This is a genomic window from Streptomyces sp. ALI-76-A (genome assembly GCF_030287445.1).
Lineage (GTDB): Bacteria > Actinomycetota > Actinomycetes > Streptomycetales > Streptomycetaceae > Streptomyces.
In genome coordinates this window covers 5,457,630-5,480,467 of record NZ_JASVWB010000002.1, presented here as the reverse complement: position 1 = coordinate 5,480,467, position 22,838 = coordinate 5,457,630, and the positions used below count along the sequence as shown (strand labels likewise).

21 protein-coding genes and 1 riboswitch are annotated in these 22,838 nt (G+C 72.4%); of the genes, 11 read left to right on the top strand and 10 right to left on the bottom strand.

Annotated features, from left to right (window positions below; genetic code table 11):
- Positions 1-10 precede the first annotated feature (10 nt).
- Both QQS16_RS25610 and QQS16_RS25605 read left to right on the top strand, forming a co-directional pair.
- Positions 11-760 carry a TetR/AcrR family transcriptional regulator gene (locus tag QQS16_RS25610; RefSeq protein ID WP_286064203.1) on the top strand — a complete coding sequence of 250 codons (750 nt, stop codon included), beginning with the start codon at positions 11-13 and terminating at the stop codon, positions 758-760.
- 91 nt (positions 761-851) lie between these two features.
- Complete coding sequence (locus tag QQS16_RS25605) at positions 852-1,439, top strand: Uma2 family endonuclease (RefSeq protein WP_286064202.1); 588 nt, start codon at positions 852-854, stop codon at positions 1,437-1,439.
- A 1-nt stretch (position 1,440) separates the two neighbouring features.
- Here the strand turns inward: QQS16_RS25605 and QQS16_RS25600 are convergent, their stop codons facing one another.
- Positions 1,441-3,849 carry an MMPL family transporter gene (locus tag QQS16_RS25600; RefSeq protein ID WP_286066445.1) on the bottom strand — a complete coding sequence of 803 codons (2,409 nt, stop codon included), beginning with the start codon at positions 3,847-3,849 and terminating at the stop codon, positions 1,441-1,443.
- Between the two features lie 173 nt (positions 3,850-4,022).
- Between QQS16_RS25600 and QQS16_RS25595 the strand changes: the two genes are divergently transcribed.
- On the top strand, positions 4,023-4,712 hold the full coding sequence (locus tag QQS16_RS25595; RefSeq protein ID WP_286064201.1) for a response regulator transcription factor: 690 nt from the start codon (positions 4,023-4,025) through the stop codon (positions 4,710-4,712).
- On the top strand, positions 4,709-6,196 hold the full coding sequence (locus tag QQS16_RS25590; RefSeq protein ID WP_286064200.1) for a sensor histidine kinase: 1,488 nt from the start codon (positions 4,709-4,711) through the stop codon (positions 6,194-6,196). Before QQS16_RS25595 ends, QQS16_RS25590 begins: the two co-directional genes overlap by 4 nt.
- Before the next feature lie 594 nt (positions 6,197-6,790).
- Here QQS16_RS25590 and QQS16_RS25585 read toward each other — a convergent pair.
- Positions 6,791-8,176 carry a metallophosphoesterase gene (locus QQS16_RS25585; RefSeq protein ID WP_286064199.1) on the bottom strand — a complete coding sequence of 462 codons (1,386 nt, stop codon included), beginning with the start codon at positions 8,174-8,176 and terminating at the stop codon, positions 6,791-6,793.
- An 85-nt stretch (positions 8,177-8,261) separates the two neighbouring features.
- A complete protein-coding gene (locus QQS16_RS25580) occupies positions 8,262-8,501 on the bottom strand; it encodes an SCO4848 family membrane protein (RefSeq protein ID WP_030682606.1) in 240 nt (79 codons plus the stop codon).
- A gap of 91 nt (positions 8,502-8,592) precedes the next feature.
- Here QQS16_RS25580 and QQS16_RS25575 point away from each other — a divergent pair, with 91 nt between their 5' ends.
- Positions 8,593-9,987: a D-alanyl-D-alanine carboxypeptidase family protein gene (locus QQS16_RS25575; RefSeq protein ID WP_353479688.1), complete on the top strand. Its 1,395-nt coding sequence runs from the start codon at positions 8,593-8,595 to the stop codon at positions 9,985-9,987.
- On the opposite strand, the gene QQS16_RS25570 is transcribed toward QQS16_RS25575, so the two are convergent.
- From QQS16_RS25570 to QQS16_RS25555, 4 genes are all read right to left on the bottom strand, one after another.
- Positions 9,941-10,876: a YihY/virulence factor BrkB family protein gene (locus QQS16_RS25570; RefSeq protein ID WP_286064197.1), complete on the bottom strand. Its 936-nt coding sequence runs from the start codon at positions 10,874-10,876 to the stop codon at positions 9,941-9,943. The genes QQS16_RS25575 and QQS16_RS25570 overlap by 47 nt on opposite strands.
- Positions 10,864-11,283, bottom strand: a complete 420-nt coding sequence (locus QQS16_RS25565) for a GtrA family protein (protein WP_286064196.1) — start codon at positions 11,281-11,283, stop codon at positions 10,864-10,866. The genes QQS16_RS25570 and QQS16_RS25565 overlap by 13 nt, the downstream gene beginning before the upstream one ends.
- A 158-nt stretch (positions 11,284-11,441) precedes the next feature.
- Entirely contained in the window at positions 11,442-12,434 is a 993-nt protein-coding gene (locus tag QQS16_RS25560; RefSeq protein WP_286064195.1) for a decaprenyl-phosphate phosphoribosyltransferase, read from the bottom strand.
- The gene (locus QQS16_RS25555; protein WP_286064194.1) at positions 12,427-12,936 is read right to left on the bottom strand and encodes a phosphatase PAP2 family protein; all 510 of its coding nucleotides are present in this window, start codon (positions 12,934-12,936) and stop codon (positions 12,427-12,429) included. The genes QQS16_RS25560 and QQS16_RS25555 overlap by 8 nt, the downstream gene beginning before the upstream one ends.
- A 142-nt stretch (positions 12,937-13,078) precedes the next feature.
- Here QQS16_RS25555 and dprE1 point away from each other — a divergent pair, with 142 nt between their 5' ends.
- Entirely contained in the window at positions 13,079-14,434 is a 1,356-nt protein-coding gene (gene dprE1, locus QQS16_RS25550; protein ID WP_286064193.1) for a decaprenylphosphoryl-beta-D-ribose oxidase, read from the top strand.
- A 75-nt stretch (positions 14,435-14,509) separates the two neighbouring features.
- A complete protein-coding gene (dprE2, locus tag QQS16_RS25545) occupies positions 14,510-15,265 on the top strand; it encodes a decaprenylphospho-beta-D-erythro-pentofuranosid-2-ulose 2-reductase (protein WP_286064192.1) in 756 nt (251 codons plus the stop codon).
- A 49-nt stretch (positions 15,266-15,314) separates the two neighbouring features.
- Here dprE2 and QQS16_RS25540 read toward each other — a convergent pair whose 3' ends face one another.
- Together QQS16_RS25540 and trpS are read right to left on the bottom strand one after the other, a co-directional pair.
- On the bottom strand, positions 15,315-15,899 hold the full coding sequence (locus tag QQS16_RS25540; protein WP_286064191.1) for a 2'-5' RNA ligase family protein: 585 nt from the start codon (positions 15,897-15,899) through the stop codon (positions 15,315-15,317).
- 151 nt (positions 15,900-16,050) lie between these two features.
- Positions 16,051-17,118: a tryptophan--tRNA ligase gene (gene trpS / locus QQS16_RS25535; protein WP_286064190.1), complete on the bottom strand. Its 1,068-nt coding sequence runs from the start codon at positions 17,116-17,118 to the stop codon at positions 16,051-16,053.
- A 142-nt stretch (positions 17,119-17,260) separates the two neighbouring features.
- On the opposite strand from trpS, the gene QQS16_RS25530 reads away from it, so the two are divergent.
- From QQS16_RS25530 to QQS16_RS25520, 3 genes are all read left to right on the top strand, one after another.
- Positions 17,261-17,821, top strand: a complete 561-nt coding sequence (locus QQS16_RS25530; RefSeq protein WP_286064189.1) for an RNA polymerase sigma factor — start codon at positions 17,261-17,263, stop codon at positions 17,819-17,821.
- The gene (locus QQS16_RS25525) at positions 17,805-18,785 is read left to right on the top strand and encodes a hypothetical protein (RefSeq protein ID WP_502963840.1); all 981 of its coding nucleotides are present in this window, start codon (positions 17,805-17,807) and stop codon (positions 18,783-18,785) included. Before QQS16_RS25530 ends, QQS16_RS25525 begins: the two co-directional genes overlap by 17 nt.
- 97 nt (positions 18,786-18,882) lie before the next feature.
- On the top strand, positions 18,883-19,605 hold the full coding sequence (locus tag QQS16_RS25520) for a hypothetical protein (protein WP_286064188.1): 723 nt from the start codon (positions 18,883-18,885) through the stop codon (positions 19,603-19,605).
- Between the two features lie 282 nt (positions 19,606-19,887).
- On the opposite strand, the gene QQS16_RS25515 is transcribed toward QQS16_RS25520, so the two are convergent.
- Entirely contained in the window at positions 19,888-21,339 is a 1,452-nt protein-coding gene (locus QQS16_RS25515; RefSeq protein ID WP_286064187.1) for a glycine hydroxymethyltransferase, read from the bottom strand.
- A gap of 41 nt (positions 21,340-21,380) precedes the next feature.
- Positions 21,381-21,466, bottom strand: a riboswitch (ZMP/ZTP riboswitch).
- A gap of 92 nt (positions 21,467-21,558) precedes the next feature.
- On the opposite strand from QQS16_RS25515, the gene rocD reads away from it, so the two are divergent.
- A complete protein-coding gene (gene rocD, locus QQS16_RS25510; RefSeq protein ID WP_286064186.1) occupies positions 21,559-22,791 on the top strand; it encodes an ornithine--oxo-acid transaminase in 1,233 nt (410 codons plus the stop codon).
- The last annotated feature ends 47 nt before the right edge of the window (positions 22,792-22,838 follow it).

Here is a 22,838-nt window from a genome sequence, read left to right as displayed (position 1 = left end):
CTCTCCTCCCGTGCCTGCGAACCATGACGGCCCCGACGAGGGCGGTACCCCGAGCAAGTCCGAGCAGACCCGCGCCCTGATCCTGGAGACGGCGATGCGGCTGTTCCAGGAGCGGGGCTACGACAAGACGACCATGCGGGCCATCGCCAAGGAGGCCGGGGTCTCGGTCGGCAACGCCTACTACTACTTCGAGGGCAAGGAGCACCTGATCCAGGGCTTCTACGACCGGATCGCCGCCGAGCACCAGGTGGCGGTCCGGGAGGTCCTGGCCCGGGAGACCGACCTGGAGGCGCGGCTCGCGGGTGTGCTCAAGGTGTGGCTGGACATCGCCATGCCCTACCACGAGTTCGCGGTGCAGTTCTTCAAGAACGCCGCCGATCCGGACAGTCCGCTCAGCCCCTTCTCCCCCGAGTCGGAGCACGCGCGCGTGGAGGCCATCAGCGTCCACCGGCAGGTGCTCGCCGGAGCGACCAGGACCAAGGTTCCGGACGAGCTGCGGGACATCCTCCCCGAGTTGATGTGGCTCGCCCAGATGGGGCTCGTCCTGTACTGGATCTTCGACCGGACCGAGGGGCGTGAGCGGAGTTACCGGCTCGCCGAGCGGGGGGCGCGGCTCACCGCGCGGGGTGTCTCGCTGGCGCGGTTCCGGGTGCTGCGGCCGCTCGTCCGGGAGGTGCACGAGCTGTTCACGGACTTCCTGCCGGGGATGACGAAGGTGATGCGGGATCCGGGGGCGGCGAGGAGCGGGCGGGCGGAGTGATCCACGATCGGGTGAAGGGGACCGAACGGGACATGTGGGACCCGCCCGGCCTACGATGATTTCCTCGACACCAGCCCATGGGAGGCACCTGATGTCCGCAGCAGCTGTCGAGCGGCCCCACGAGGAGCGGTCGCTGATCGCCGAAGCGAACCACATCATGGAAAGCGTTCCGGGCCTCCGCGTCGAGATCATCGGAGACCAGATCCTCGTGAGCCCAGCACCGGACGGCCCTCACTCCGAGGCGCTGATGCTGTTCGCAGCCCCCTTCATGAATCTGGGCCTCGTGCGCGCGCTCCCGGGCATCGGTCTCTGGCTGCCCAGCGGCCCGGAGGACTACGCGATCCCCGACCTTTCGGTGGTCGACGACGACTACCGTGATCACCTGGTGGAGAACAGCTGCTACGACCCGACATGCTTCCGTCTGGTCATGGAGGTCACGTCCAGCAACTGGAAGACGGATCTGCAGACCAAGGTCGCCTACTACGCCAAGGCCGGAATCCCCGTCTACGTCATCGTCGACCGCAAGCACCAGCGCCTCCATGTGCTGACCGAACCAGCGGGTGGCAGTTACGCCACGCACGGGATCCACATTCCCGGGGAGCTGGTCACACTGCCCGAGTCGGTGGGTGGCAAGGTCGTGCTCGACGTCGAGCGCATCCTGAAGGCCGGACTGGCTTGAGCTAGTTGACCGCGTCCACCTCCCCCTCGGCCAGCTCCACGTCACACACCAGCGGCCCGTCCCCGACGACCACCTGCCGCGCCCGCGAGCCGTACGACGGAGCCGCCGTCGCCAGCAGATACGATCCCGGCCCCGGCACCGACACGATGTACGAGCCGTCGGCGAGGGACACCACCCGGTCCAGCTGACGCCCGCCCGCCGACAGCAGCGTCACCGCCGCGTCCGGCACCGGCTCCCCGTCCGCCGTACGGACGAAGCCGTGGACCACCGACGCGGGGCCCCGCGCACCGGGCACCTCCGGAGCCGCCGCGTCCTCCTTCGGCTCCACCGCCAGATGCGGCAGCCGCTTCTCCAGCCAGGCCGGCAGCCACCAGTTGGCGTCGCCGAGCAGATGCATCGCGGCCGGCACCAGGGCCGTACGCAGGATGAACGCGTCCAGGGCGACCGCGGCAGCCAGGCCGACGCCCGCCATGGCCGCTCCGTAGTCGCCGCTCAGCACGAACGCCAGGAAGACGCAGACCATGATCAGGGCCGCGGAGTTGATGACCCTGCTGGTCTCCGCGAGTCCGACCCGTACCGCTCGCGCGTTGTCCTTCGTGTGCACCCACTCCTCGTGCATCCGGCTGACCAGGAACACCTGGTAGTCCATGGAGAGGCCGAAGAGCAGGGACAGCATGATGATCGGCAGGAAGGCGGCGATCGGGCCCTCCTGGCCGAGGCCGAGCAGGTCCAGGCCCCAGCCCCACTGGAAGATCGCGACCAGGACGCCGAAGGAGGCCGCGGCGGCGATCAGGTTCATCACGGCGGCCGTCAGCGGGACGACGACCGAGCGGAACGCGATCAGCAGCAGGACGAAGCCCAGGCCGATGATCGTCGCGATGAAGTACGGCAGGCGGTCGGCCGTCACCGACGCGAAGTCCTTCGAGACGGCCGTCACCCCACCGACATGGGCCTCGACGCCCGCCTCGGGGATCACCTCGTCGCGCAGGGTGTCGATGAGCCGGTCGGTCTCCTCGGCCTGCGGCGAGGTCGTCGGGATCACCTGGATCACCGTCACGCCGTTCGCGGGCGGTGCCGAGACGGCCTGGGCCACCCCGTCCGTCCCCCGGATCGTCGTGACCAGTCCGTCCGCCGCGTCGCCGTTCACGACCACCTGGAGCGGGCCGTTGAAGCCGGGACCGAAGCCCTCGGCGAGCAGGTCGTACGCCTTCTTGGTGGTCGTCGACGCGTCGTCGTTGCCCTGGTCGACGGTGCCGAGACGCAGCGACAGCAACGGCAGGGCGAGCACGGCCATCACGACGACCGCGAGCAGCGCGACCGAGCGCGGACGGCGCTCCACCGTCCCGGACCAGCGGGCCGCGAGCCCGCTCGTGCGCTCCGGCTCGGGACCGGTCTCGGCCAGCTTGCGGCGCTGACGGCGGCTGAGCACCCGGTGGCCGAGGACGCCGAGCATCGCGGGCAGCAGGGTGACCGCCGCGAGGACGCTCAGCACGACGGTGAGCGAGGTGCCGATGACCACACCGTCCAGGAAGCGCAGGTTGGTCACCAGCATTCCGGCGAGCGCGATGCACACCGTGCCGCCCGCGAACAGCACGGCCCGGCCGGAGGTGTTGAGGGCGGTGACCGCCGCCTCCTCCGGATCCTGGCCGCGCAGGATGCCCTTGCGGTGCCGGGTGACGATGAACAGGGCGTAGTCGATGCCGACGCCCAGGCCGATCAGTGTGGAGAGCAGGGAGGCCAGTTCGGGCACGTTGGTGACATGGCTGATCAGCTGGGTGGAGAACATGCCGGTGCCCACGCCGAACAGGGCCACCAGGATCGGCAGCAGCATCGCGAACAGCGAACCGAAGGCCAGGAACAGCACCACGGCCGCGGCCAGGATGCCGACGATCTCGGCGGTGCCGGTCGGCGGCTCCTGCACCCGTGTGATGGCCTGGCCGCCCAGTTCCACCTGGAGCCCGTCGCCGCCGGCGTCCCGCGCGGTGTCGACGACGTCCTGGACGAGGTCCTTCGGTACGGCGTCGGCCTGTTCGGCGAAGGTGACCTGGGCGTAGGCGATCCGCCCGTCCTCGCTGACGCCGCCCGCGCCGCCGCCGCCGTACGGGTCGGTGACCTCGCCGACGCCCTTCATGCCGCCGATCTCCCGCAGCGCCGGTTCGATCCGGGCCCGTACGGACGCGTCCCGCACAGACCCCTCGTCCACCTTCCACACCACCGTGTCGGTGTCGCCGGCGCGCTCCGGGAAGGCCTTCTCCATCAGGTCGTACGCCCGCTTGGAGTCCGTGTCGGGCAGGGAGAAGACCTCCGCGTAGTTCGTGCCCGCGGACGAACTCGCCGCCCCCAGGCCGAACAACGCCCCCACCCACAGCAACAGGACCACCAGCCGGTGCCGATAGCACCACCGTGCCAATGCCGCCACGCTCAACAGCTCCTCAGTCGCTCGGTCGCTCGGTCGGTCCCCCAGGTCCTGGGCACCAGAATTGGCGGCGGCACCCGCGCGTGGACACCGGGAACGCGGGACTCTCAAGGAACTCCAAAGCGCGAACCGGCCCCGCTGTCAGTGGTCCCGCCGATACTGGGGGCATGACGACGGCTCCAGGCACCGTGCTGGTCGTGGAGGACGAGGAGAGCATCGCGGACGTTCTCGCCATCGCCCTGCGCTACCACCGGTTCGAGGTCATGACGGCGGGCACGGTCCGCGAGGCGCTCACGCTCGCCGAGCGCACCCGCCCTGACGCGGCGCTGCTCGACGTCATGCTCCCGGACGGCGACGGCCGCGCGCTGGGCCGCCGGCTGCGCGCCGAGCGGCCCGATCTGGCGATCGTGTTCCTCACCGCGCGCGACGCGCCCGCCGAGGTCGTCGGCGCGCTGGGCTTCGGCGACGACTACATCACCAAGCCGTTCAACATCGACGAGGTCGTCGCGCGGATCACGGCGGTGCTGCGCCGCACGCGCCCGGCGGACGTCCTGCCGCAGCGGCCACCGCTCAGATACGGCGACCTGGAGCTGGACGAGACGACGTACTCGGTGCACCGCGCGGGCCGCTCGGTGGAGCTGACCCCCACCGAGTACGCGCTGCTGCGTTTCCTGGTCCGCAACGGCGGCCGGATCGTGCCCAAGGAGCAACTCCTGCGCCATGTCTGGCAGTACGAGCACACCCCGCCCGAGTCGACCGTCGTGGAGACGTACATCAGTTACCTGCGGCGCAAGCTCGACGCGCTGGGACCGCCGCTGATCACCACCCGGCGGGGCGTCGGATACGGGCTGGCGTGAAACGCCCCCGTTCCCCGTGGCCGGCCCGCGTCCGGGAGCGGACCCGCTGCAAGCGCGGCCTGCACTCGCTGCGCGGCAAGCTGACGCTGGCGAACGTGGCGCTGCTCGCCGTCGGGATCGTCGCGGCGACCGCCGTGAGCCTGATGGGCATGCGGTACTACCTGCTGGACCAGGTCGACACCCAGCTGGCCAAGACCCGTGAGTCGCTGGGCGGTTCGGAGCTGACGCTGCGGTCGATGGACTCGCTGAGCCTGCTGGGTTTCGTCCGCGACCGGCTCCTGCGTGAGCAGACCGAGCAGGAGCCGACCCCGGACTCCCTGTTCACCGCCGTCGACAGCCGGGGCGAGGCGATCGGCCTCCTCGGGCTCCAGCCCACCGACGCCCAGCGGGACCTCGCGGACGCCGTGGACGACCCGGGCGCGCTCAACGAGGACCCCGAGCCGCACGACGTCACCGTGCACGGCGCGTCCTACCGGGTGACCGGGACGAAACTGGCCGACGGCACCCAGATCCTGCTCGCCGCCTCGACCGACGCCCTGCACAAGGGCGTCGCCAAGGCCCTCAAGCTCGACCTCGCCATCGGCACGCTGCTGCTGGCGCTGCTCGCCGCGCTGACGATGATGAGCGTCAGCCGCCGGATGCGGCCCCTGGAGGACATGGTGGAGACCTCCTCGGCGATCGCCGAGGGCGATCTGACCCGGCGCGTGCCCTCCAGCCGCGATCCCACGCAGGAGGTCGAACAGCTGCGCCTGGCCCTCAACTCCATGCTCCACCAGGTGGAGTCGGCGTACCGCACGCGCGAGCGCAGCGCGGCCCAGCTGCGCCGTTTCGTCGCCGACGCCTCGCACGAGCTGCGCACCCCGCTGTCCGCGATACGCGGCTACCTCCAGCTGTACGACCAGGGGATGCTGTCCGACCCGGACGACCGCAAGCGGGCCTGGGGGCGGGTGATGACGGAGGCCGACCGGATGGGGCGGCTGGTCGACGAGCTGCTCACCCTCGCCCGCCTCGACCAGCGCCCCGCGCTGCGCCTGCGGAACGTGGACGTGAGCCGTCTGGTCCGGGAGGCCACCGAGGACCTGCGGGTGCAGCAGCCCGGGCGGCCCGTCACCGTCGACGCGGACGGCTCCCTGCTGGTGCGCGCCGACGAGTCCGGGCTGCGGCAGGTGCTCGGCAACCTGGTGGCCAACGTGCGCACGCACACACCCGCGGACGTGCCGGTGCGGCTCGGCGTGCGGCGCGCGGACGGGGTCGTACGGCTGTGCGTCGCGGACAAGGGGCCCGGACTCTGCCCGGACGACGCGGCACGCGTCTTCGACCGCTTCTTCCGGGTCGGCGGAGGCGCCGGCAGCGGGCTCGGCCTGGCGATCGTGCAGGGCGTCGTACGGGCCCACAACGGCGAGGTGACGGTGCGGACGGCACCGGGCGAGGGACTGGAGGTGACGGTCACCTTGCCGGCGGGAGGAGACCGGGAGGGGGTGTGACGGGGCGGCGCCGCGTGCTTGCTGGGTCGGAGGGGTTGTGACGGGACGGTGCCGCCTGCCGGACAGGAAGGGCTGTGACGGTCCGGGGCAGCTCAGGGGCTCGCGTGGGTCCGCACCGTCTTGCCGTGCGGGCCCCGATCCTGGCCCCCGGGCCCACGGCGACGGGCTCGGCCGGATGCGGGCCGTGGCCGCCCTCCACCCCCTCACGCACCACCGGTGGCCGGGGCTCCAGCCGACCCGTCGGGGCCCGCTGGGACAGGAGCCGTCGGCGGACGCGGTCACCACCACACCGGACCCCGCCTGCCGGAACGGTCCGTCGCGTACGACAGCGGTGACCGGCCCGGACACCGGCGCCACAGCGGCCTGCGCCCCGTCGGCCGGCCGGACCGGGAACCAGTCGGCCGGACAGTCCCGCGCCCGGTGCCGGGAGCCGGATGAGGGCGGTGTCCGGCACCGGGCGGGAACGGCGGAAGCCGGAGGGCGTCGGCCGCTGTCGCTCCGGTGCGGGGCCGGCCGTGGGAACGCGTCGGACGCGGGGACCGCGCCGGATGCGGAGGAGCGGCGTTCGGGCCGACGTCCAGGGGGTCTGCCTGTTCACGCCTGCCGTGAGGCCAGTTCGATCACCGTGATGTCCGACTGCGCCCCGACCCGGGTGGGCGGGCCCCAGGCGCCGGCGCCGCGGCTGACGTACAGCTGGGTGTCGCCGTAGCGCTCCAGGCCCGCGAGGGTCGGGTTCTCGGCCGCCGCGACGAGGTTGCCGGGCCAGAGCTGTCCGCCGTGGGTGTGGCCGGAGAGCTGGAGGTCGACGCCGTGCTCGACGGCGTCGTGGATCTGGACCGGCTGGTGGGCGAGGAGCACGCACGCGCGGGCCGCGTCCCGGTCGCCGAGCGCCTTGGCGAAGTCGGGGCCCTGACCCTCGTCCTCGCCCGCCACGTCGTTGACGCCCGCGAGATCGAAGTGGGCCAGTTCGGTCCGGGCGTTCTCCAGCGGGCGCAGACCGAGCCGGCGTACCTCCTCGACCCACTGTTCGGCGCCGGAGAAGTACTCGTGGTTGCCGGTGACGAAGAACGCCCCGTGGCGGGCCCGCAGTTGGGCCAGCGGTGCCGCCGCCGGGCGGAGGTCCGGCACGCTGCCGTCGACCAGGTCACCGACGACCGCGATCAGGTCGGGCTGGGTGCCGTTGATCGTGTCGACGACCTTCTGGGCGAACCCGCGGCCGAGCACCGGACCCAGGTGGATGTCGCTGACCACCGCGATCCGGTAACCGTGCGCCGCGCGCGGGAGCTTGGCCAGCGGGACGGTGACCCGCTTGACCACGGGGCCCTTCAGGACGCCGTAGGTCCCGTACCCGACGGTCCCGAGGGCGACCGCGGCGGCGGCCCCGCCGACGACCCGGGAGACGAAGAGACGGCGCGAGGGCGCGGAGGCGGCAGGGGGAGCGGCAGCGGGAGCGGGGGGCTCCGGCCCGGCCGGGGTGGCTTCCGGCTCCGTGCCGGACGCGGTCGCCGCCTCCGGTGACGCGTCCGTCGGTTCGGCCGGCCCGGAGCCGGTCCGTTCGGCCGTCGACGGGCCGCCCGCCGAGAGCACCCGCTCCGGCGTCCCGGCGTCCTGCGGCGGCGCCCCCGCCGGCACCGGCTCCGGCTGTCGTACGGCCGTACCCGCGCGCGCCCGCCGTGCCACGAACCATCGCAGCAACGGTCGTAGGGCCTCGCCCGCCACCACCGCCAGCAGCAGGTAGAGCGACAGGGCCATCCACAGGAAGCCCGGCCAGGCCAGGACGCGCTGGAGCCAGAAGGGCGCGCCGGCGCGTTCGGCGACGATGCCCGCGATGGCCAGTGCCCAGCCGCCGGCGATCAGCACCGCGCCCGCGCGGCGCACGAGCCCCGGCGCGCGGGTGGTGTCGCGGAACAGGCGCCGCCACAGGTACCAGTTGGCCGCCACCAGGACGGTCAGAACGAGCAGGACGAGCAGTATGACCACGGTGTCGTGTCCCCCGTTGTGGACGGTCGGGCGGTGGGTGAGGCGGTGGGTCGGGCGATGCCGGGGAGGTGCCGAAGTCGGCCGGCTATGACGTGCGGCGCAATGCGCGTACGCCGCGCAACCCGATGCCCCCGACAACCGTCCCCAGTACGAAGGAGACGACGGCGAGCGTCAGGTGCACCCAGAAGTACGCCGTCGGGTGGCCGTCGTCGAACGCGAGCCCGCTGCTGTCCTTGATCAGGTTTTTGACGAAAGTGACCCAGATGACCCAGCTCCACACCCCGAAGGCGAGCAGGAACCAGGACACGGGGCGGCTGAGCTTCATGCGTCCAGTATCGCCGTCCGGTGTCCGGTTCCGTGTGCGGGGTGGAGAGGGGGGCGGGACTTCACGCCCTGTGCCATGTACGTTCCTCACCGTGCCCGCACCCACGAAGACCGCCAGGCGATCCCTGCTGGTCACCACCGCCGTCCTGTCGTCCCTCGCGTTGACCGCACCGCTCTCGCACGCCGCGCCCGGCCCGTCACCGAGCACGTCGGGCAGTCCGTCACCGAGCACCTCGGGGAGCCCGTCACCGAGCACGTCGGGCAGTCCGTCCTCGCACGCGTCCGGCGGTCCGTCGGGAAAGCCGTCCGCGAGCCCGTCGGTGACTCCCCCGGCGGACATGTCGACCGTCGGCGGGGAACGCCTGGGCCGGCCCGGGACGCAGGTCAACCTGGCGAGCGGGGTACCGGTGCTGCCCAAGGAGCTGACCGCGCGGTCGTGGATCGTCTCCGACGCGGAGTCCGGTGACGTGCTCGCCGCACACAACGCGCACTGGCGGCTGCCCCCGGCGAGCACCCTGAAGATGCTGTTCGCGGACACGGTCCTGCCGAAGTTCACGAAGACCGACACGCACAAGGTGGTCCCCTCCGACCTGGCCGGCGTCGGTTCCGGCTCCAGCACGGTCGGGATAAAGGAGGGCGAGACGTACACGGTCCACGACCTGTGGCTCGGCGTGTTCCTGCGCTCCGGCAACGACGCCGTGCACGTGCTGTCGGCGATGAACGACGGCGTCGACAACACCGTCCGGCAGATGAACGCGCACGCCGAGGAGCTCCAGGCCCTCGACACGCACGCGGTCAGCCCGGACGGCTACGACGCCCCCGGCCAGGTCTCCTCCGCGTACGACCTGAGCCTGATCGCCCGGTCCGGGCTCCAGAAGAAGGACTTCCGCGAGTACTGCTCGACGGTCAGCGCGAAGTTCCCGGGCAGCACGACGAAGAACAAGAAGGGGAAGACGACCCGCGGCTCCTTCGAGATCCAGAACACCAACCGGCTGTTGACCGGCGACTCCGACCTCTCCGTCTACCAGGGCATCGCGGGAGTGAAGAACGGCAACACCACCAACGCGGGCGCCACCTTCACCGGGGTCGCCGAGCGGGGCGGCAAGGTGCTGCTGGTCACGGTGATGAACCCGGAGAAGGACGGGGCCAACGAGGTCTACAAGGAGACCGCGCAGCTCTTCGACTGGGGCTTCGCGGCGGCCGGCAAGGTCGAGCCGGTGGGTGAACTGGTGCCGCCGCGGAGCGCCGCGCGGGCCAGCGCCCAGCCGGGGTCGGACGCCTCCGGAGAGGCCGGGGGCGCGAACGCCGGGGGTGCGGAGGCCGACGCCGGGTCGAAGCCGGTGGCGAGCGCCACGGCCGAGGGCGGCTCCGGTGGCATGGAGATCGCGCTGGCGGTCGCCAGCGGGGTGCTGGCGCTGCTCGCGGGCGCCGCGTTCCTGGTCAACCGCCGGTGGCCGCTACCGGATCTGGTACGCCGCCGCCGGTGACGCCGGTGTCCTCACGGTCTTCGGGGGCATCGGTCTCGTCGTTCCTGCTCCGCGTCGCCGTCCAGGCGGCGCAGAACAGCACGAGCTTCGACGTGAAGTTGATCCACAGCAACAGGGCGACAGGCACGCCGAACGCGCCGTACATGCTCTTCGCCGCCACGCCCTGCATGTAGCCGCTCAGCAGCAGCTTCAGCAGCTCGAAGCCCACCGCGCCGGTCAGCGCGGCCACGACCAGCCGGCGGCGCTTCGGCTCGACGCCGGGCAGCAGGGTCAGGACGTACAGGAGCAGCAGGAAGTCGGCGAGGACGGCGACGACGAACGCGGCGGCCTGGAGCAGGACACTGCCCCAGCCGGCCTCGTCGATGCCGAGCCGGTCGGTGATCCAGCCGACCATGGCGGAGGCCACGGTGGAGGCGGCGAGCGTGACGAGGACGGCGCCGCCGAGCCCGCCGAGGATGCACAGGTCCTTGGCCTTGCGCAGGACCGGGTTCTCCTCCTCGTCGGGCAGCTCCCACACCGCGCGCAGGCACTCGCGCGTCGAGCCGGCCCAGCCGATGCCGGTGAACAGCAGGGCGGCACCGGCGATGAGGCCGACGGCGCCGGCGTTCTGGGCCAGGGCGACGATGTCGAGCTGGTCGGAGATGCCGGGCACCTGCTCGGTGATCTTGCCCTGGAGCTCGTGCTGCTGTGTGGTGCTGAGCGTGGCGGCGCCGACCGTGGCGGCCACGGTGAGCAGGGGGAACAGCGCCACGAAGCTGGTGAACGTCATCGCGGCGGCCAGCCGGGTCCACTTCACCCGGTCCAGCCGTTCGTACGACCGCCACGCGTGCGTGGCCATCAGGCGCGCCAGCGGCGGCCCGACGACGGGGAGCTTCTTCAGCCAGTCCATGGTCCGACTCTGCCCTCGGCGCGGAAGACCAATGTCCTGGTGCCCCAAAATCTCAGGACGGTGGCCAGAGCCATGCCGATTCCCGCGCCGGAGACGGTGTCCGCGCGGGGTGAGGTGTATCCGAGGCCGTAGTGGCTGACGGCCAGGCACAGCAGCTGGACGAGGGCGCCCGCGACGTTCACGGCGAGGAAGACGGCGTACTGGCGCCCCTTGGGGCCGCGCTGATGCCGGTACGTCCCGAGTGCGTTGCCCGCGTACGCCACCGAGCAGCCCGCGACGAAGGAGAGCGCCTTGGCGGTGAGCGGGCCGAGACCGGCCGGGCCGCGCAGCCAGGTGAAGAGGGCCAGGTCGACGGCGTAGGCGAGGAGACCGACCGTGGCGAAGCCGAGCAGTTCACGCCGGCTCACCCGCGCGCGGGGGCCCGCCCGTTCCTTACGGCGTGTCCACGCGCGCGGGCGGGCGTGTTCCCCGCGGCCCGCCCAGGAGCGCGGGCCCGGCCGTTCCCGTCGGTTCGTCCGCGCGCGGGGGCCCGGCCTGTCCCTCCGGTCCGTCCGCGCGCGCGTGGTCACCAATTGGCCACCGCCGCGCCGTACATGCCGAGCCACACCAGGCCGATGAGGGCGAGCGCGCGGTCGCGCAGGACGACGTCCTCTGGTTCGCCGGCGGTGCCGCGGTCGGCGAAGACGGCGTACCTGAGGATCGCGAGGATGAAGGCGACCACGGACAGCTGCCGCCAGGGCAGCACGCTGGTGTGCGGCACACCGCCCTCCTCCAAGGCCCACAGGCAGTAGCCGAGGACTGCGACCCCGGCCGCGAGCTGCCACACGAAACGCAGGTAGCCGGTGGTGTACTCGGTGAGCAACGCCCGGGTGGCACCGGCTTTTTCGGCCATCTGTACGGCTTCGGAGTAGCGCTTCGCCGAGACCATGAACAGCGCCCCGAATCCGGTCGTGATCAGGAACCAGCGCGACAGCGGGATGCCGAGCGCGAGCCCGCCGACCATGGCCCGCATCAGGAACCCGGTCGTGACCACGACCAGATCGACGACCAGGACGTGCTTGAGGCTGACGCAGTACGCCAGTTGCATGCCCAGGTAGGCCGTCAGCAGCGCGGCGACGGCCGGTGAGACCAGCCAGGCCGCGGCGGCCGGCGCGAGGACGCCCAGGACGGCTCCGACGGCGTACGCGACCGGTACCGGGACGTGGCCGGCGGCGACCGGGCGGTGGCGCTTGACGGGGTGGGCGCGGTCGGCGTCGGCGTCACGGGCGTCGTTGATCAGGTAGACGGCGGCGGCGCAGGCGGTGAAGAGGAGGAAGACGAGCGTGAGCTGGGTGAGGGCGTGCCGGGAGAAGAGCTGGCCGGCTGCGGCCGGGGCGGCGATGACGAGGACGTTCTTGACCCACTGCCGGGGGCGCGCGGTCCGGAGGAGGCCACCGGGGAGACGTCCGAGGGGGGCGCGCCCGGCGAGCTGCGGGGTGTGCCGTGGAGGCGTGCGCTGTTCCAGCAACGCCGCCTCGCGGGTGGCCGCGCCGCCCGTCATGGGCGCGGTCTCAGTCATGAGCGCCCCCTCTCATCCAGCGCGCCCCGACGCGTGCCGTGAGCGCTCCGAGGGCGGCGCCCGCCGCCACGTCCGACGGGTAGTGCACGCCGACGACCAGGCGGGAGAGGCACATCGCGGCGGCGAGCGGCGGGACGACGTGCGCGCCGAGCGCGCCGAAGGCGACGGCGGCGGCCACGGCGGAGGTCGCGTGGGAGCTGGGGAAGGAGTGCCGGCCCGCGGTGCGCACCAGGGGGGCGACGTGCGCCGGGCGGGGGCGGCGCACGACTCGTTTCACGCCCATGCTGGCGAGGTGCGCGCCGGCGGTGAGCGCGGTGCCGCGCAGCCAGGCGCCGCGTCGCGCCCCGTCCACGGCGGCTCCCGCGAGGCCCGCCACGAGCCACAGCGCACCGTGTTCGCCCGCCCAGGACAGGGCGCGCGCGGCACCGGCGACGCGTGGGTCGCCGCCGTGGGCGTGGAGCGCCGAGAGGATGCGGTGGTCCAGGTCGTCGAGATCGTCCATGTGGACCCACTGTTCACGCCCACACCGCCATAACTCCGGCAATATTGAGCGACATCCCATTAATCACCCATTTCGGGGAGGAGGTTGATGTTTCGGATGTTTCACAACTGATCGCTCACTAATGGACGATACGGTCCCCGATATGCCTGCCGACACCGTTTCCGTCACCGGCTGGGGCCGCACCGCTCCCACCGCCGCCCGTCTGATCCGCCCACGGACGTACGAGGAGGCCGCGGCCGCCGTCCGGGGCTGCGGGGCCCGCGGGGGCATCCCCAGGGGCCTGGGACGGGCATACGGGGACGCGGCGCAGAACGCCGGCGGCACGGTGCTCGACATGACGGGTCTGGACCGCGTCCACGCGATCGACGTCGACGGCGGGACGGTGCTGTGCGACGCGGGCGTCTCCCTGCACCGCCTGATGGAGATCCTGCTGCCGCTGGGCTGGTTCGTGCCGGTGACGCCCGGTACCCGCTATGTCACGGTCGGCGGTGCGATCGGCGCGGACATCCACGGCAAGAACCACCACGTGTCGGGCTCCTTCTCGCGGCACGTCCTGTCGCTGGAACTGCTCACCGCCGACGGCGAGATCCGCGCGGTCGGCCGCGGCACCCCCCTGTTCGACGCGACGGCCGGCGGCATGGGCCTGACCGGTGTGATCCTCACCGCGACGGTCCAGCTCCAGCCGGTCGAGACCTCGCTGATGTCGGTCGACACGGAGCGCGCGCGGGACCTGGACGACCTGATGGGGCGTCTGACGGCCACCGACCACCGCTACCGCTACTCGGTCGCGTGGATCGACCTGCTGGCGCGCGGTGCGGCGACGGGCCGCGCGGTGCTGACACGCGGCGACCACGCGCCCCTGGAGGCGCTCTCCGAGGGCACCCGCGCGCGCAGGGAGCCGCTGGCCTTCCGCCCCTCCCGTCTCCCGGCCGCCCCCGCCTTCCTCCCGGAGGGCCTGCTCAGCCGGACGACCGTGGGCCTCTTCAACGAGCTCTGGTACCGCAAGGCCCCCCGCGCGCGCACCGGCGAACTCCAGCGGCTCTCCACCTTCTTCCACCCCCTCGACGGGGTCCCGCACTGGAACCGGGTCTACGGCCGCGGAGGCTTCGTGCAGTACCAGTTCGTCGTCGGCTACGGCCAGGAGGACGCCGTGCGCCGGATCGTGCGCCGGATCTCCGAACGCCGGTGCCCGTCCTTCCTCGCCGTCCTCAAGCGCTTCGGGGACGGCGATCCGGGGTGGCTGTCCTTCCCCGTGCCGGGCTGGACGCTGGCCCTGGACATCCCGGCGGGACTGCCCGGCCTCGGCGCCTTCCTCGACGAACTGGACGAGGAGGTGGCCGCGGCCGGCGGGCGCGTCTACCTCGCCAAGGACTCCCGGCTGCGGCCCGAACTGCTCACCGCGATGTATCCGCGACTGGACGACTTCCGCGCGCTGCGCGCGGAGCTGGACCCGCGCGCGGTGTTCACGTCGGACCTGTCCCGCCGCCTCTCCCTCTAGGCCCTCTCCCGCTCGGCCGTCTCTCCCCGCGGACCGTCTCACCCCTGGGCCATCAGTCAATCTCAAGGAGCTGTCGTGAAGGACGCCTTCGGCATTCCCCAGTCCCTGCTCGTCCTCGGCGGTACGTCGGAGATCGCGCTGGCCACCGCGCGCCGGCTGATCGCCCGCCGTACCCGCACGGTGTGGCTGGCCGGACGCCCGACGCCCGCCCTGGAGACGGCCGCCGCCGACCTGCGCGCCCTGGGCGCCGACGTGCGCACCGTCGCCTTCGACGCACTCGATCCCGGCTCGCACGACCCCGTGCTCGGCAAGGTGTTCGCGGAGGGCGACATCGACATGGTGCTGCTCGCCTTCGGGATCCTCGGCGACCAGGCGCACGACGAGCGCGACCCGGTGGCCGCGGTGCGCGTCGCGCAGACCAACTACACGGGAGCGGTGTCGGCGGGACTGGTCGCCGCGCGCGCGTTGCAGGCACAGGGGCACGGCTCGCTCGTCGTGCTCTCCTCGGTGGCCGGCGAGCGGGCCCGCCGCGCCAACTTCATCTACGGCTCCAGCAAGGCCGGCCTGGACACCTTCGTGCAGGGCCTGGGCGACGCCCTGCACGGCACCGGCGTGCACGTCATGGTCGTACGCCCCGGGTTCGTCCGGTCGAAGATGACCGCGGGTCTGCCGCAGGCGCCCCTGGCGACGACCCCGCAGGCCGTCGCGGCGGCCGTCGAGCTGGGGCTGCGGCGGCGCTCGGAGACGGTGTGGGTGCCGGGCACGCTCCGGGTGGTGATGTCGGTGCTGCGGCACCTGCCGCGGGCGGTGTTCCGGCGGCTGCCGCTGTGACCACCGGTACAGCCACCGGTCGCCGCGACTGCCGCCCTTGTACCCGTGGTTACAGTCGGCGGGTGGGGAGGGAGTCGCGCTCCGGGTGAGCCGCCTGCGGGGGGACGACCGGGCCCGCGAAGGTGAACTCGCGGAGCTTGCGCCACACGCCGTCGGCGCCCTGTTCGTAGAGCCCGAAGCCCGTGCAGGGCCACTGGGCCTCGTAGTCGGCGAGCGCCTCGAAGGCGCGGTCCATCGCCTCGTCGTCGATGCCGTGCGCCACCGTGACATGCGGGTGGTAGGGGAACTGCAGTTCGCGTGCCACGGGGCCGGAGGCGTCCCGGACCTGCTTCTGCAACCACGCGCAGGCCTCGGCTCCCTCGGCCACCTGGACGTAGACCACGGGCGACAGCGGCCGGAAGGTCCCGGTGCCGGACAGCCGCATGGGGAAGGCCCGCCCGGCCGCCGCGACCTCCGCGAGATGCGCCTCGATCGCGGGCAGCAGCGCCGCCTCGACCTCGGTCGGCGGCAGCAGCGTGACGTGGGTGGGGATGCCGTGAGCCGCGGCGTCGCCGAAGCCCGCGCGCCGCTCCTGGAGCAGGCTGCCGTGGGGCTCCGGGACCGCGATCGACACGCCGATCGTTACGGTCCCCACGTCGTCTCCTTCGTCGTGTCGGCTTGGTTCTGTGTCGGTTTTGTTCTCAGCCGTCCGGCTATCGACTGTACGGCCAGAGCTGTGCTGTGGGCAGGCGCAGTCGTAGTGATGTGCAGCGCTCTGCCCAGTGGTACGTCCGTGCGCCGGATCCTCAGTGCTTGGCGGGCAGGAATCCGACCCGTTCATAGGCCTGCGACAACGTCTCCGCGGCGACGGCGCGCGCCTTCTCCGCGCCCTTGGCCAGGATCGAGTCCAGCGTCTCCGGGTCGTCCAGGTACTGCTGGGTGCGCTCCCGGAACGGCGTCACGAAGTCGACCATGACCTCCGCGAGGTCCGTCTTGAGCGCACCGTAGCCCTTGCCGGCGTACTTCTCCTCCAGTTCGGAGATACCCGCCCCGGTGAGCGTCGCGTAGATGGTGAGCAGGTTGCTCACCCCCGGCTTGTCCGCCACGTCGTACCGGATCACGGTGTCCGTGTCCGTGACCGCGCTCTTGACCTTCTTCGCGGTCGCCCTGGGCTCGTCGAGCAGGTTGATCAGGCCCTTCGGCGTGGACGCCGACTTGCTCATCTTGATCGACGGGTCCTGGAGATCGTAGATCTTCGCCGTCTCCCTGAGGATGTAGGGCTTCGGGACGGTGAAGGTGGCGCCGAAGCGGCCGTTGAAACGCTCGGCGAGGTCGCGGGTCAGCTCGATGTGCTGACGCTGGTCCTCACCGACCGGGACCTCGTTGGCCTGGTACAGCAGGATGTCCGCGACCTGGAGGATCGGGTAGGTGAACAGGCCGACGCTGGCGCGGTCGGCGCCCTGCCGGGCGGACTTGTCCTTGAACTGGGTCATGCGGGAGGCCTCGCCGAAACCGGTGAGGCAGTTCATGATCCAGGCGAGCTGGGCGTGCTCGGGGACGTGGCTCTGGACGAAGAGCGTGCAGCGCTCGGGGTCGAGACCGGCCGCGAGGAGCTGCGCGGCGGCCAGGCGGGTGTTCGCGCGCAGGTCGGCGGGGTCCTGCGGGATCGTGATCGCGTGCAGGTCGACGACCATGTAGAACGCGTCGTGGGACTCCTGCAGGGCCACCCACTGGCGGACGGCACCGAGGTAGTTGCCGAGGTGGAACGAGCCCGCGGTGGGCTGGATCCCCGAGAGCACACGCGGGCGGCGCTGCACGGCGGAGCCGTTCCCCTGAGGGTGGTCGTGGGCGACGGGTGGGCGGTCAGAGGCCATGCTCACCATTCTCTCAGGTCCCGGGAGGCGTTCCGGAACGGCCCGGAAACAGATGCGACACGGGTGGGAACCGAACGGTCGCGAGCGGTGTACCAAGAGTGTGAGGACGCGGGAGGGGGGCCGCATCGTCGATGAGGCCGCGGTGATCGCACGCGTACGCGCCGGAGAGCCGGAGGCGTACGCGGACCTGGTGCGAGCCCATACGGGCATCGCGCTCAGGGCCGCCGCCGCGCTCGGGGCGGGGGCGGACGCGGAGGACGTGGTGCAGCAGGCCTTCGTCAAGGCGTACTGCTCGCTGGGCCGGTTCAAGGACGGCGCGTCGTTCAAGCCGTGGCTGTTGTCGATCGTGGCCAATGAGACGAGGAACACAGTGCGGACGGCGGCGCGTCAGCGCACGCTCGCCGGCCGTGAGGCGGCGTTCGCGGAGGCGGAGCCGCTGATACCGGAATCGGCGGATCCGGCGGTGGCCACACTGGAGTCGGAGCGCCGCGCGGCCCTGCTGGCCGCCCTGGAGAAGCTGAGCGAGGACCACCGCCTGGTCGTCACCTACCGCTATCTGCTGGAGATGGACGAGTTCGAGACGGCCCAGGCCCTCGGCTGGCCCCGGGGGACGGTGAAGTCCCGGCTCAACCGCGCGCTGCGCAAACTGGGACGGCTGCTGCCGGACTGCCGGCCTCGGGAAGGGGGTGAGGAGCGTGAGTGAGGACCGGGAGAGGGACCGGGAGGAGGACCGGGAGGAGGACCGGGAGCACGGGCGCAAGCCCGGTGAGGGCGGCGGTGAGGCCGTCGGCTCCGGCTCCGCAGGGGTCCCCGCCGGGCTGCCGGAGGAGCTGCGGGCGCTGGGGCGTTCCCTGGATCCGCCCGGCGCCACCGGGTCCGAGACGATGGTCGAGCGGGTGCTGGAGCGGATACTCGCCGAGCACGGTGCGGCACCGGTGGCCGAGCCGTCGGAGGCGGCGGCGGGTGAGCGGCTGCGGGCGGCCCGGTACTGGACACGGGCACGGTGGCGCTCGCTGACCGCGACACTGTGCGGTCTGCTGGCGTTGCTCGCCCTCACGCCCCCGGTGCGGGCCGCGGTCCTCGACTGGTTCGACTTCGGCGGGGTCGAGGTGCGGTACGACCCGTCGGCCGTGCCGTCGCCGGGTGCCGAGGTGCCCGGCTGCGGGCGGTCGCTGTCGCTCGCGCAGGCCGGGCGACGGGCCGGGTTCGAACCGCTGGTCCCGCGGGCACTGGGCACGCCGGACGCGGTGACGGTGACCGACGAACCGCGGGGGCGGTTCCTGGTGAGCCTGTGCTGGCACGAGCGGGGGCGGGTGATCCGGCTGGACCAGTTCGCGGCGCGCCTGGACATCGCGTTCACGAAGGCCGTGCGCGAGCAGCCGGAGTGGGTGGGGCTGGGCACCGCGCCGTCCGCCGACGGCCTGGCCGATCCCGCGCTGTGGTTCCCCCGGCCGCATCTGCTGACGTTCTGGCTGCTGGGGGCGGACGGTGACCGTTACACACGCGAGGAACGGACGGCGGGACCGACGCTGCTGTGGACCCACGGCGCGGGCGGCGAGAACGTGACGCTCCGGCTGGAAGGGGTGGCCTCGAAGGCGCGGGCGGTGGAGATCGCGCGGTCGGCGGGCCGATGGCCTTCGGCGTCCCCGGAGAAGTCCCCGAGATAGTGCGCGCGGAGTGGGAACCCCGGCGGGCCGGGCGGTGTACCAGAAGTGACACGCGGCTCACGGACGGGCCGCACGGACCGGCTGGCTGGGGGACGCGATGTGTGGTTGGCGTGGCAAGAGGCGTGAACCGACCGCGCTCATCGGGTCGTTGGCGGTGATGTTCGCCCTGACGCTGTGGGGCGCGTCGTCCGCCGCGGCCGGAGGGCCCACCAGTGTGCTGGTGACCTCTCCGGCGAGCGGCGAGGCACATGCGCTGTACCACTCCGACAAGGAGTACGCGGAGTTGCAGCGCCTGCTCGGCCCGATGAACGCGGGCAGTCGCGACAAGCCCCCCGAGGCCGGTCTGACCCGTGTCCGTCCCCTCAACGTGACCTGGCTGGCGCACGACATAGCGCCCTGGCGGCTGGACCGGGTCTTCGTCGGGGAGTCCCGCCGCGAGGCCGTCTGGATCCACACGGCGACCGACGTGCCCGAGTCCATGAACGGCTCCTGGCACCGTGCCGAGCACCCCGCGGCGCTGCATGCCCTGTTCACGAAGCTGGGCGTGCTGGACGGCACGGTCTCCGGTGACGGGTATACCGGAATCTTCCCGGGACCCTGGGCGTCAGAGGCCTCGGCCGCGCCCGCCCCCGGTGCGGATGCGGCCACGCTGCGGACCGGCGCACCGGGGACGGACGACGGCACCGGCTGGTGGTGGGCGCTGCCCGGCGCGGCTGCCGGGGCCGTCATGGCGCTGGCCCTGCGCCCGCTGATCGCGCGGGTGGGCCGGGACCGACCGCGCCGGGAGCGGGGGCCGAGGCAGGAGCTGCGGGACGTGTGAGAGCGGGGGCGGGTTGGACGGGCGGGAGCGGCTGGAACGGAACGGCCCTGGCCGGAGGCGGACGGTGTCCGGCGCGTCTTCCGGCACTCGCCTCGGAGGGCGACCGAGGTCGGCGGGTCGCTCCGGATACGCCACGCGGCGGGCCGCTCCTGATACGCCACGCGGCGGCCCGGCCGGGTGCCGGACCGCCGAGAGGGGGAAGCCATGTCGGAAGCTGATCGATCTCCGCACCGCACCGCACGGCACCGCCGGGGCGGGTCAGGCCGTCGGTCGGATGCGGGGTCAGCCGAGGTCGATCTCCGGGTACAGCGGGAAGCCGGCGACCAGGTCGGTGGCGCGGCGGGAGATCTCGTCCGCGATCTTCGGGTCGAGGATGTGCTGGGCCTTGGAGGGGGCGCCCTTGCTGGTGGTGCCGGGCTCCGTGGTGGTCAGGACGCGGTCGATGAGGCCGGCGACCTCGTCCATCTCGGCGGTGCCGAGACCGCGGGTGGTCAGGGCGGGGGTGCCGATGCGGATACCGGAGGTGTACCAGGCGCCGTTGGGGTCGGCGGGGATGGCGTTGCGGTTGGTGACGATGCCCGAGTCGAGCAGGGCGGCCTCGGCCTGGCGGCCGGTGAGGCCGTAGGACGAGGCGACGTCGATCAGGTTGAGGTGGTTGTCGGTGCCGCCGGTGACGAGGGTGGCGCCGCGGCGCATCAGGCCCTCGGCGAGGGCCCGGGAGTTGTCGACGATGCGCTGGGCGTAGTCCTGGAAGGAGGGCCGGCGGGCTTCGGCCAGGGCGACGGCCTTGGCGGCCATGACGTGCGGGAGCGGGCCGCCGAGGACCATCGGACAACCGCGGTCGACCTGGTCCTTGAGGGAGTCGTCGCACAGGACCATGCCACCACGGGGGCCGCGCAGCGACTTGTGGGTGGTGGTGGTGACGATCTGGGCGTGCGGGACCGGGTCGAAGTCGCCGGTCAGTACCTTGCCCGCGACCAGACCGGCGAAGTGCGCCATGTCGACCATCAGGGTCGCCCCCACCTCGTCGGCGATCTCGCGCATGACGCGGAAGTTCACGAGACGGGGGTAGGCGGAGTAACCGGCGACGATGATGAGCGGCTTGAACTCGCGGGCCGACACCCGCAGCGCGTCGTAGTCGATCAGACCCGTGGCGGGGTCGGTGCCATAGGAACGCTGGTCGAACATCTTGCCGGAGATGTTCGGGCGGAAGCCGTGGGTGAGGTGGCCGCCGGCGTCCAGCGACATGCCGAGCATGCGCTGGTTGCCGAAGGCCTGGCGGAGCTCGGCCCAGTCGGCGTCGGAGAGGTCGTTGATCTGGCGGACACCGGCCTTCTCCAGGGCGGGGGCCTCGACGCGGGCGGCGAGGACGGACCAGAAGGCGACGAGGTTGGCGTCGATGCCGGAGTGCGGCTGGACGTAGGCGTGCCGGGCGCCGAAGAGCTCGCGGGCGTGCTCGGCGGCGAGGGACTCGACGGTGTCGACGTTGCGGCAGCCGGCGTAGAAGCGGCGGCCGATGGTGCCCTCGGCGTACTTGTCGCTGAACCAGTTGCCCATCGCCAGGAGGGTGGCCGGGGAGGCGTAGTTCTCGGAGGCGATCAGCTTGAGCATCTCGCGCTGGTCGGCGACCTCCTGGCCGATGGCGTCGGCGACGCGCGGTTCGACGGCGCGGATCACGTCGAGGGCCGCGCGGAACGCGGTGGACTCGTGGGAGAGGGGCTGCTGCTCTGACATGGCGGCCTCCGGGCGGCGTGGCTTGACACGGTCACGGTTCACGGTTCGGCCCAGGCGCACGGCACTCGTCCACAGGCCGCTCCCCGATGGTCCGTCCCATCCCAGCGCGCCAGTCACGGCCTGCCGGTCAGCCTACCGGGCGCGTCCCGGGGCCAAGGTCCCGCGTCCACCATGCGAGCGACGATAGGAAAGGGGGGCAGCCTGAACCCGGGAGGTCCCGTGACCACGACGGAAGCGCTCATCACCACGGCCGATGCCCACAGCGCGCACACCTACCATCCGCTGCCGGTGGTGGTCGCCACGGCCGACGGCGCGTGGATGACGGACGTGGAAGGACGGCGGTATCTGGATCTGCTGGCGGGTTACTCGGCGCTGAACTTCGGCCACGGCAACCGGCGGCTCGTGGCGGCGGCGAAGGCGCAGCTGGAGCGGGTGACGCTGACGTCCCGGGCGTTCCACCACGACCGGTTCGCCGCGTTCTGCTCCGAGCTCGCCGAACTGTGCGGCATGGAGATGGTGCTGCCGATGAACACCGGCGCGGAGGCGGTGGAGGCGGCCGTGAAGACGGCCCGGAAGTGGGGGTACCGGGTCAAGGGGGTGCCGGCGGAGCGGGCGGAGATCGTGGTCGCCGGGGGCAACTTCCACGGGCGGACCACGACCGTCATCAGCTTCTCCACCGATCCGGAGGCGCGGGCGGACTTCGGGCCGTACACCCCGGGCTTCGAGATCGTGCCGTACGGGGATCTGACGGCGATGCGGGCGGCGGTGACCGACAACACGGTCGCCGTGCTGATCGAACCGATCCAGGGGGAGGCGGGCGTGCTGGTGCCCCCGGCCGGCTATCTGGCGGGGGTGCGGGAGCTGACGCGCGAGCGGAACGTGCTGTTCGTGGCGGACGAGATCCAGTCGGGGCTGGGGCGGACGGGGCGGACGTTCGCATGTGAGCACGAGGGGGTGGTGCCGGACGTCTATGTGCTGGGGAAGGCGCTCGGCGGCGGGGTGGTGCCGGTGTCGGCGGTGGTGGCGGGCGCCGAGGTGCTCGGGGTGTTCCGGCCCGGGGAGCACGGGTCGACGTTCGGTGGCAATCCGCTGTCCTGCGCGGTGGCGCTGGAGGTGATCGCGATGCTGCGCTCGGGCGAGTACCAGGCGCGGGCCGCGGAGCTGGGCGACCATCTGCTGCGGGAGCTGAGGGTGCTGGCCGGCACGGGCCGCCTGACGGCGGTGCGGGGGCGCGGGCTGTGGGCGGGTGTCGACATCGCTCCGGAGCACGGCACGGGCCGGGAGGTGTCCGAGAGGCTGATGGAGCGGGGTGTGCTGGTGAAGGACACGCGGGGACCGACGCTCCGGATCGCGCCGCCCCTGGTCGTCTCCAAGGAGGACCTGGACTGGGGACTCGACCAGCTGCGTGCCGTCCTGGACGTGCCCGGGAACGGGGTGGCAGGGGGCAGCTGAGACGGTGCCCGGCCCGGCGGGCGCGGGAGACGCCGCTTGGGCGGCAT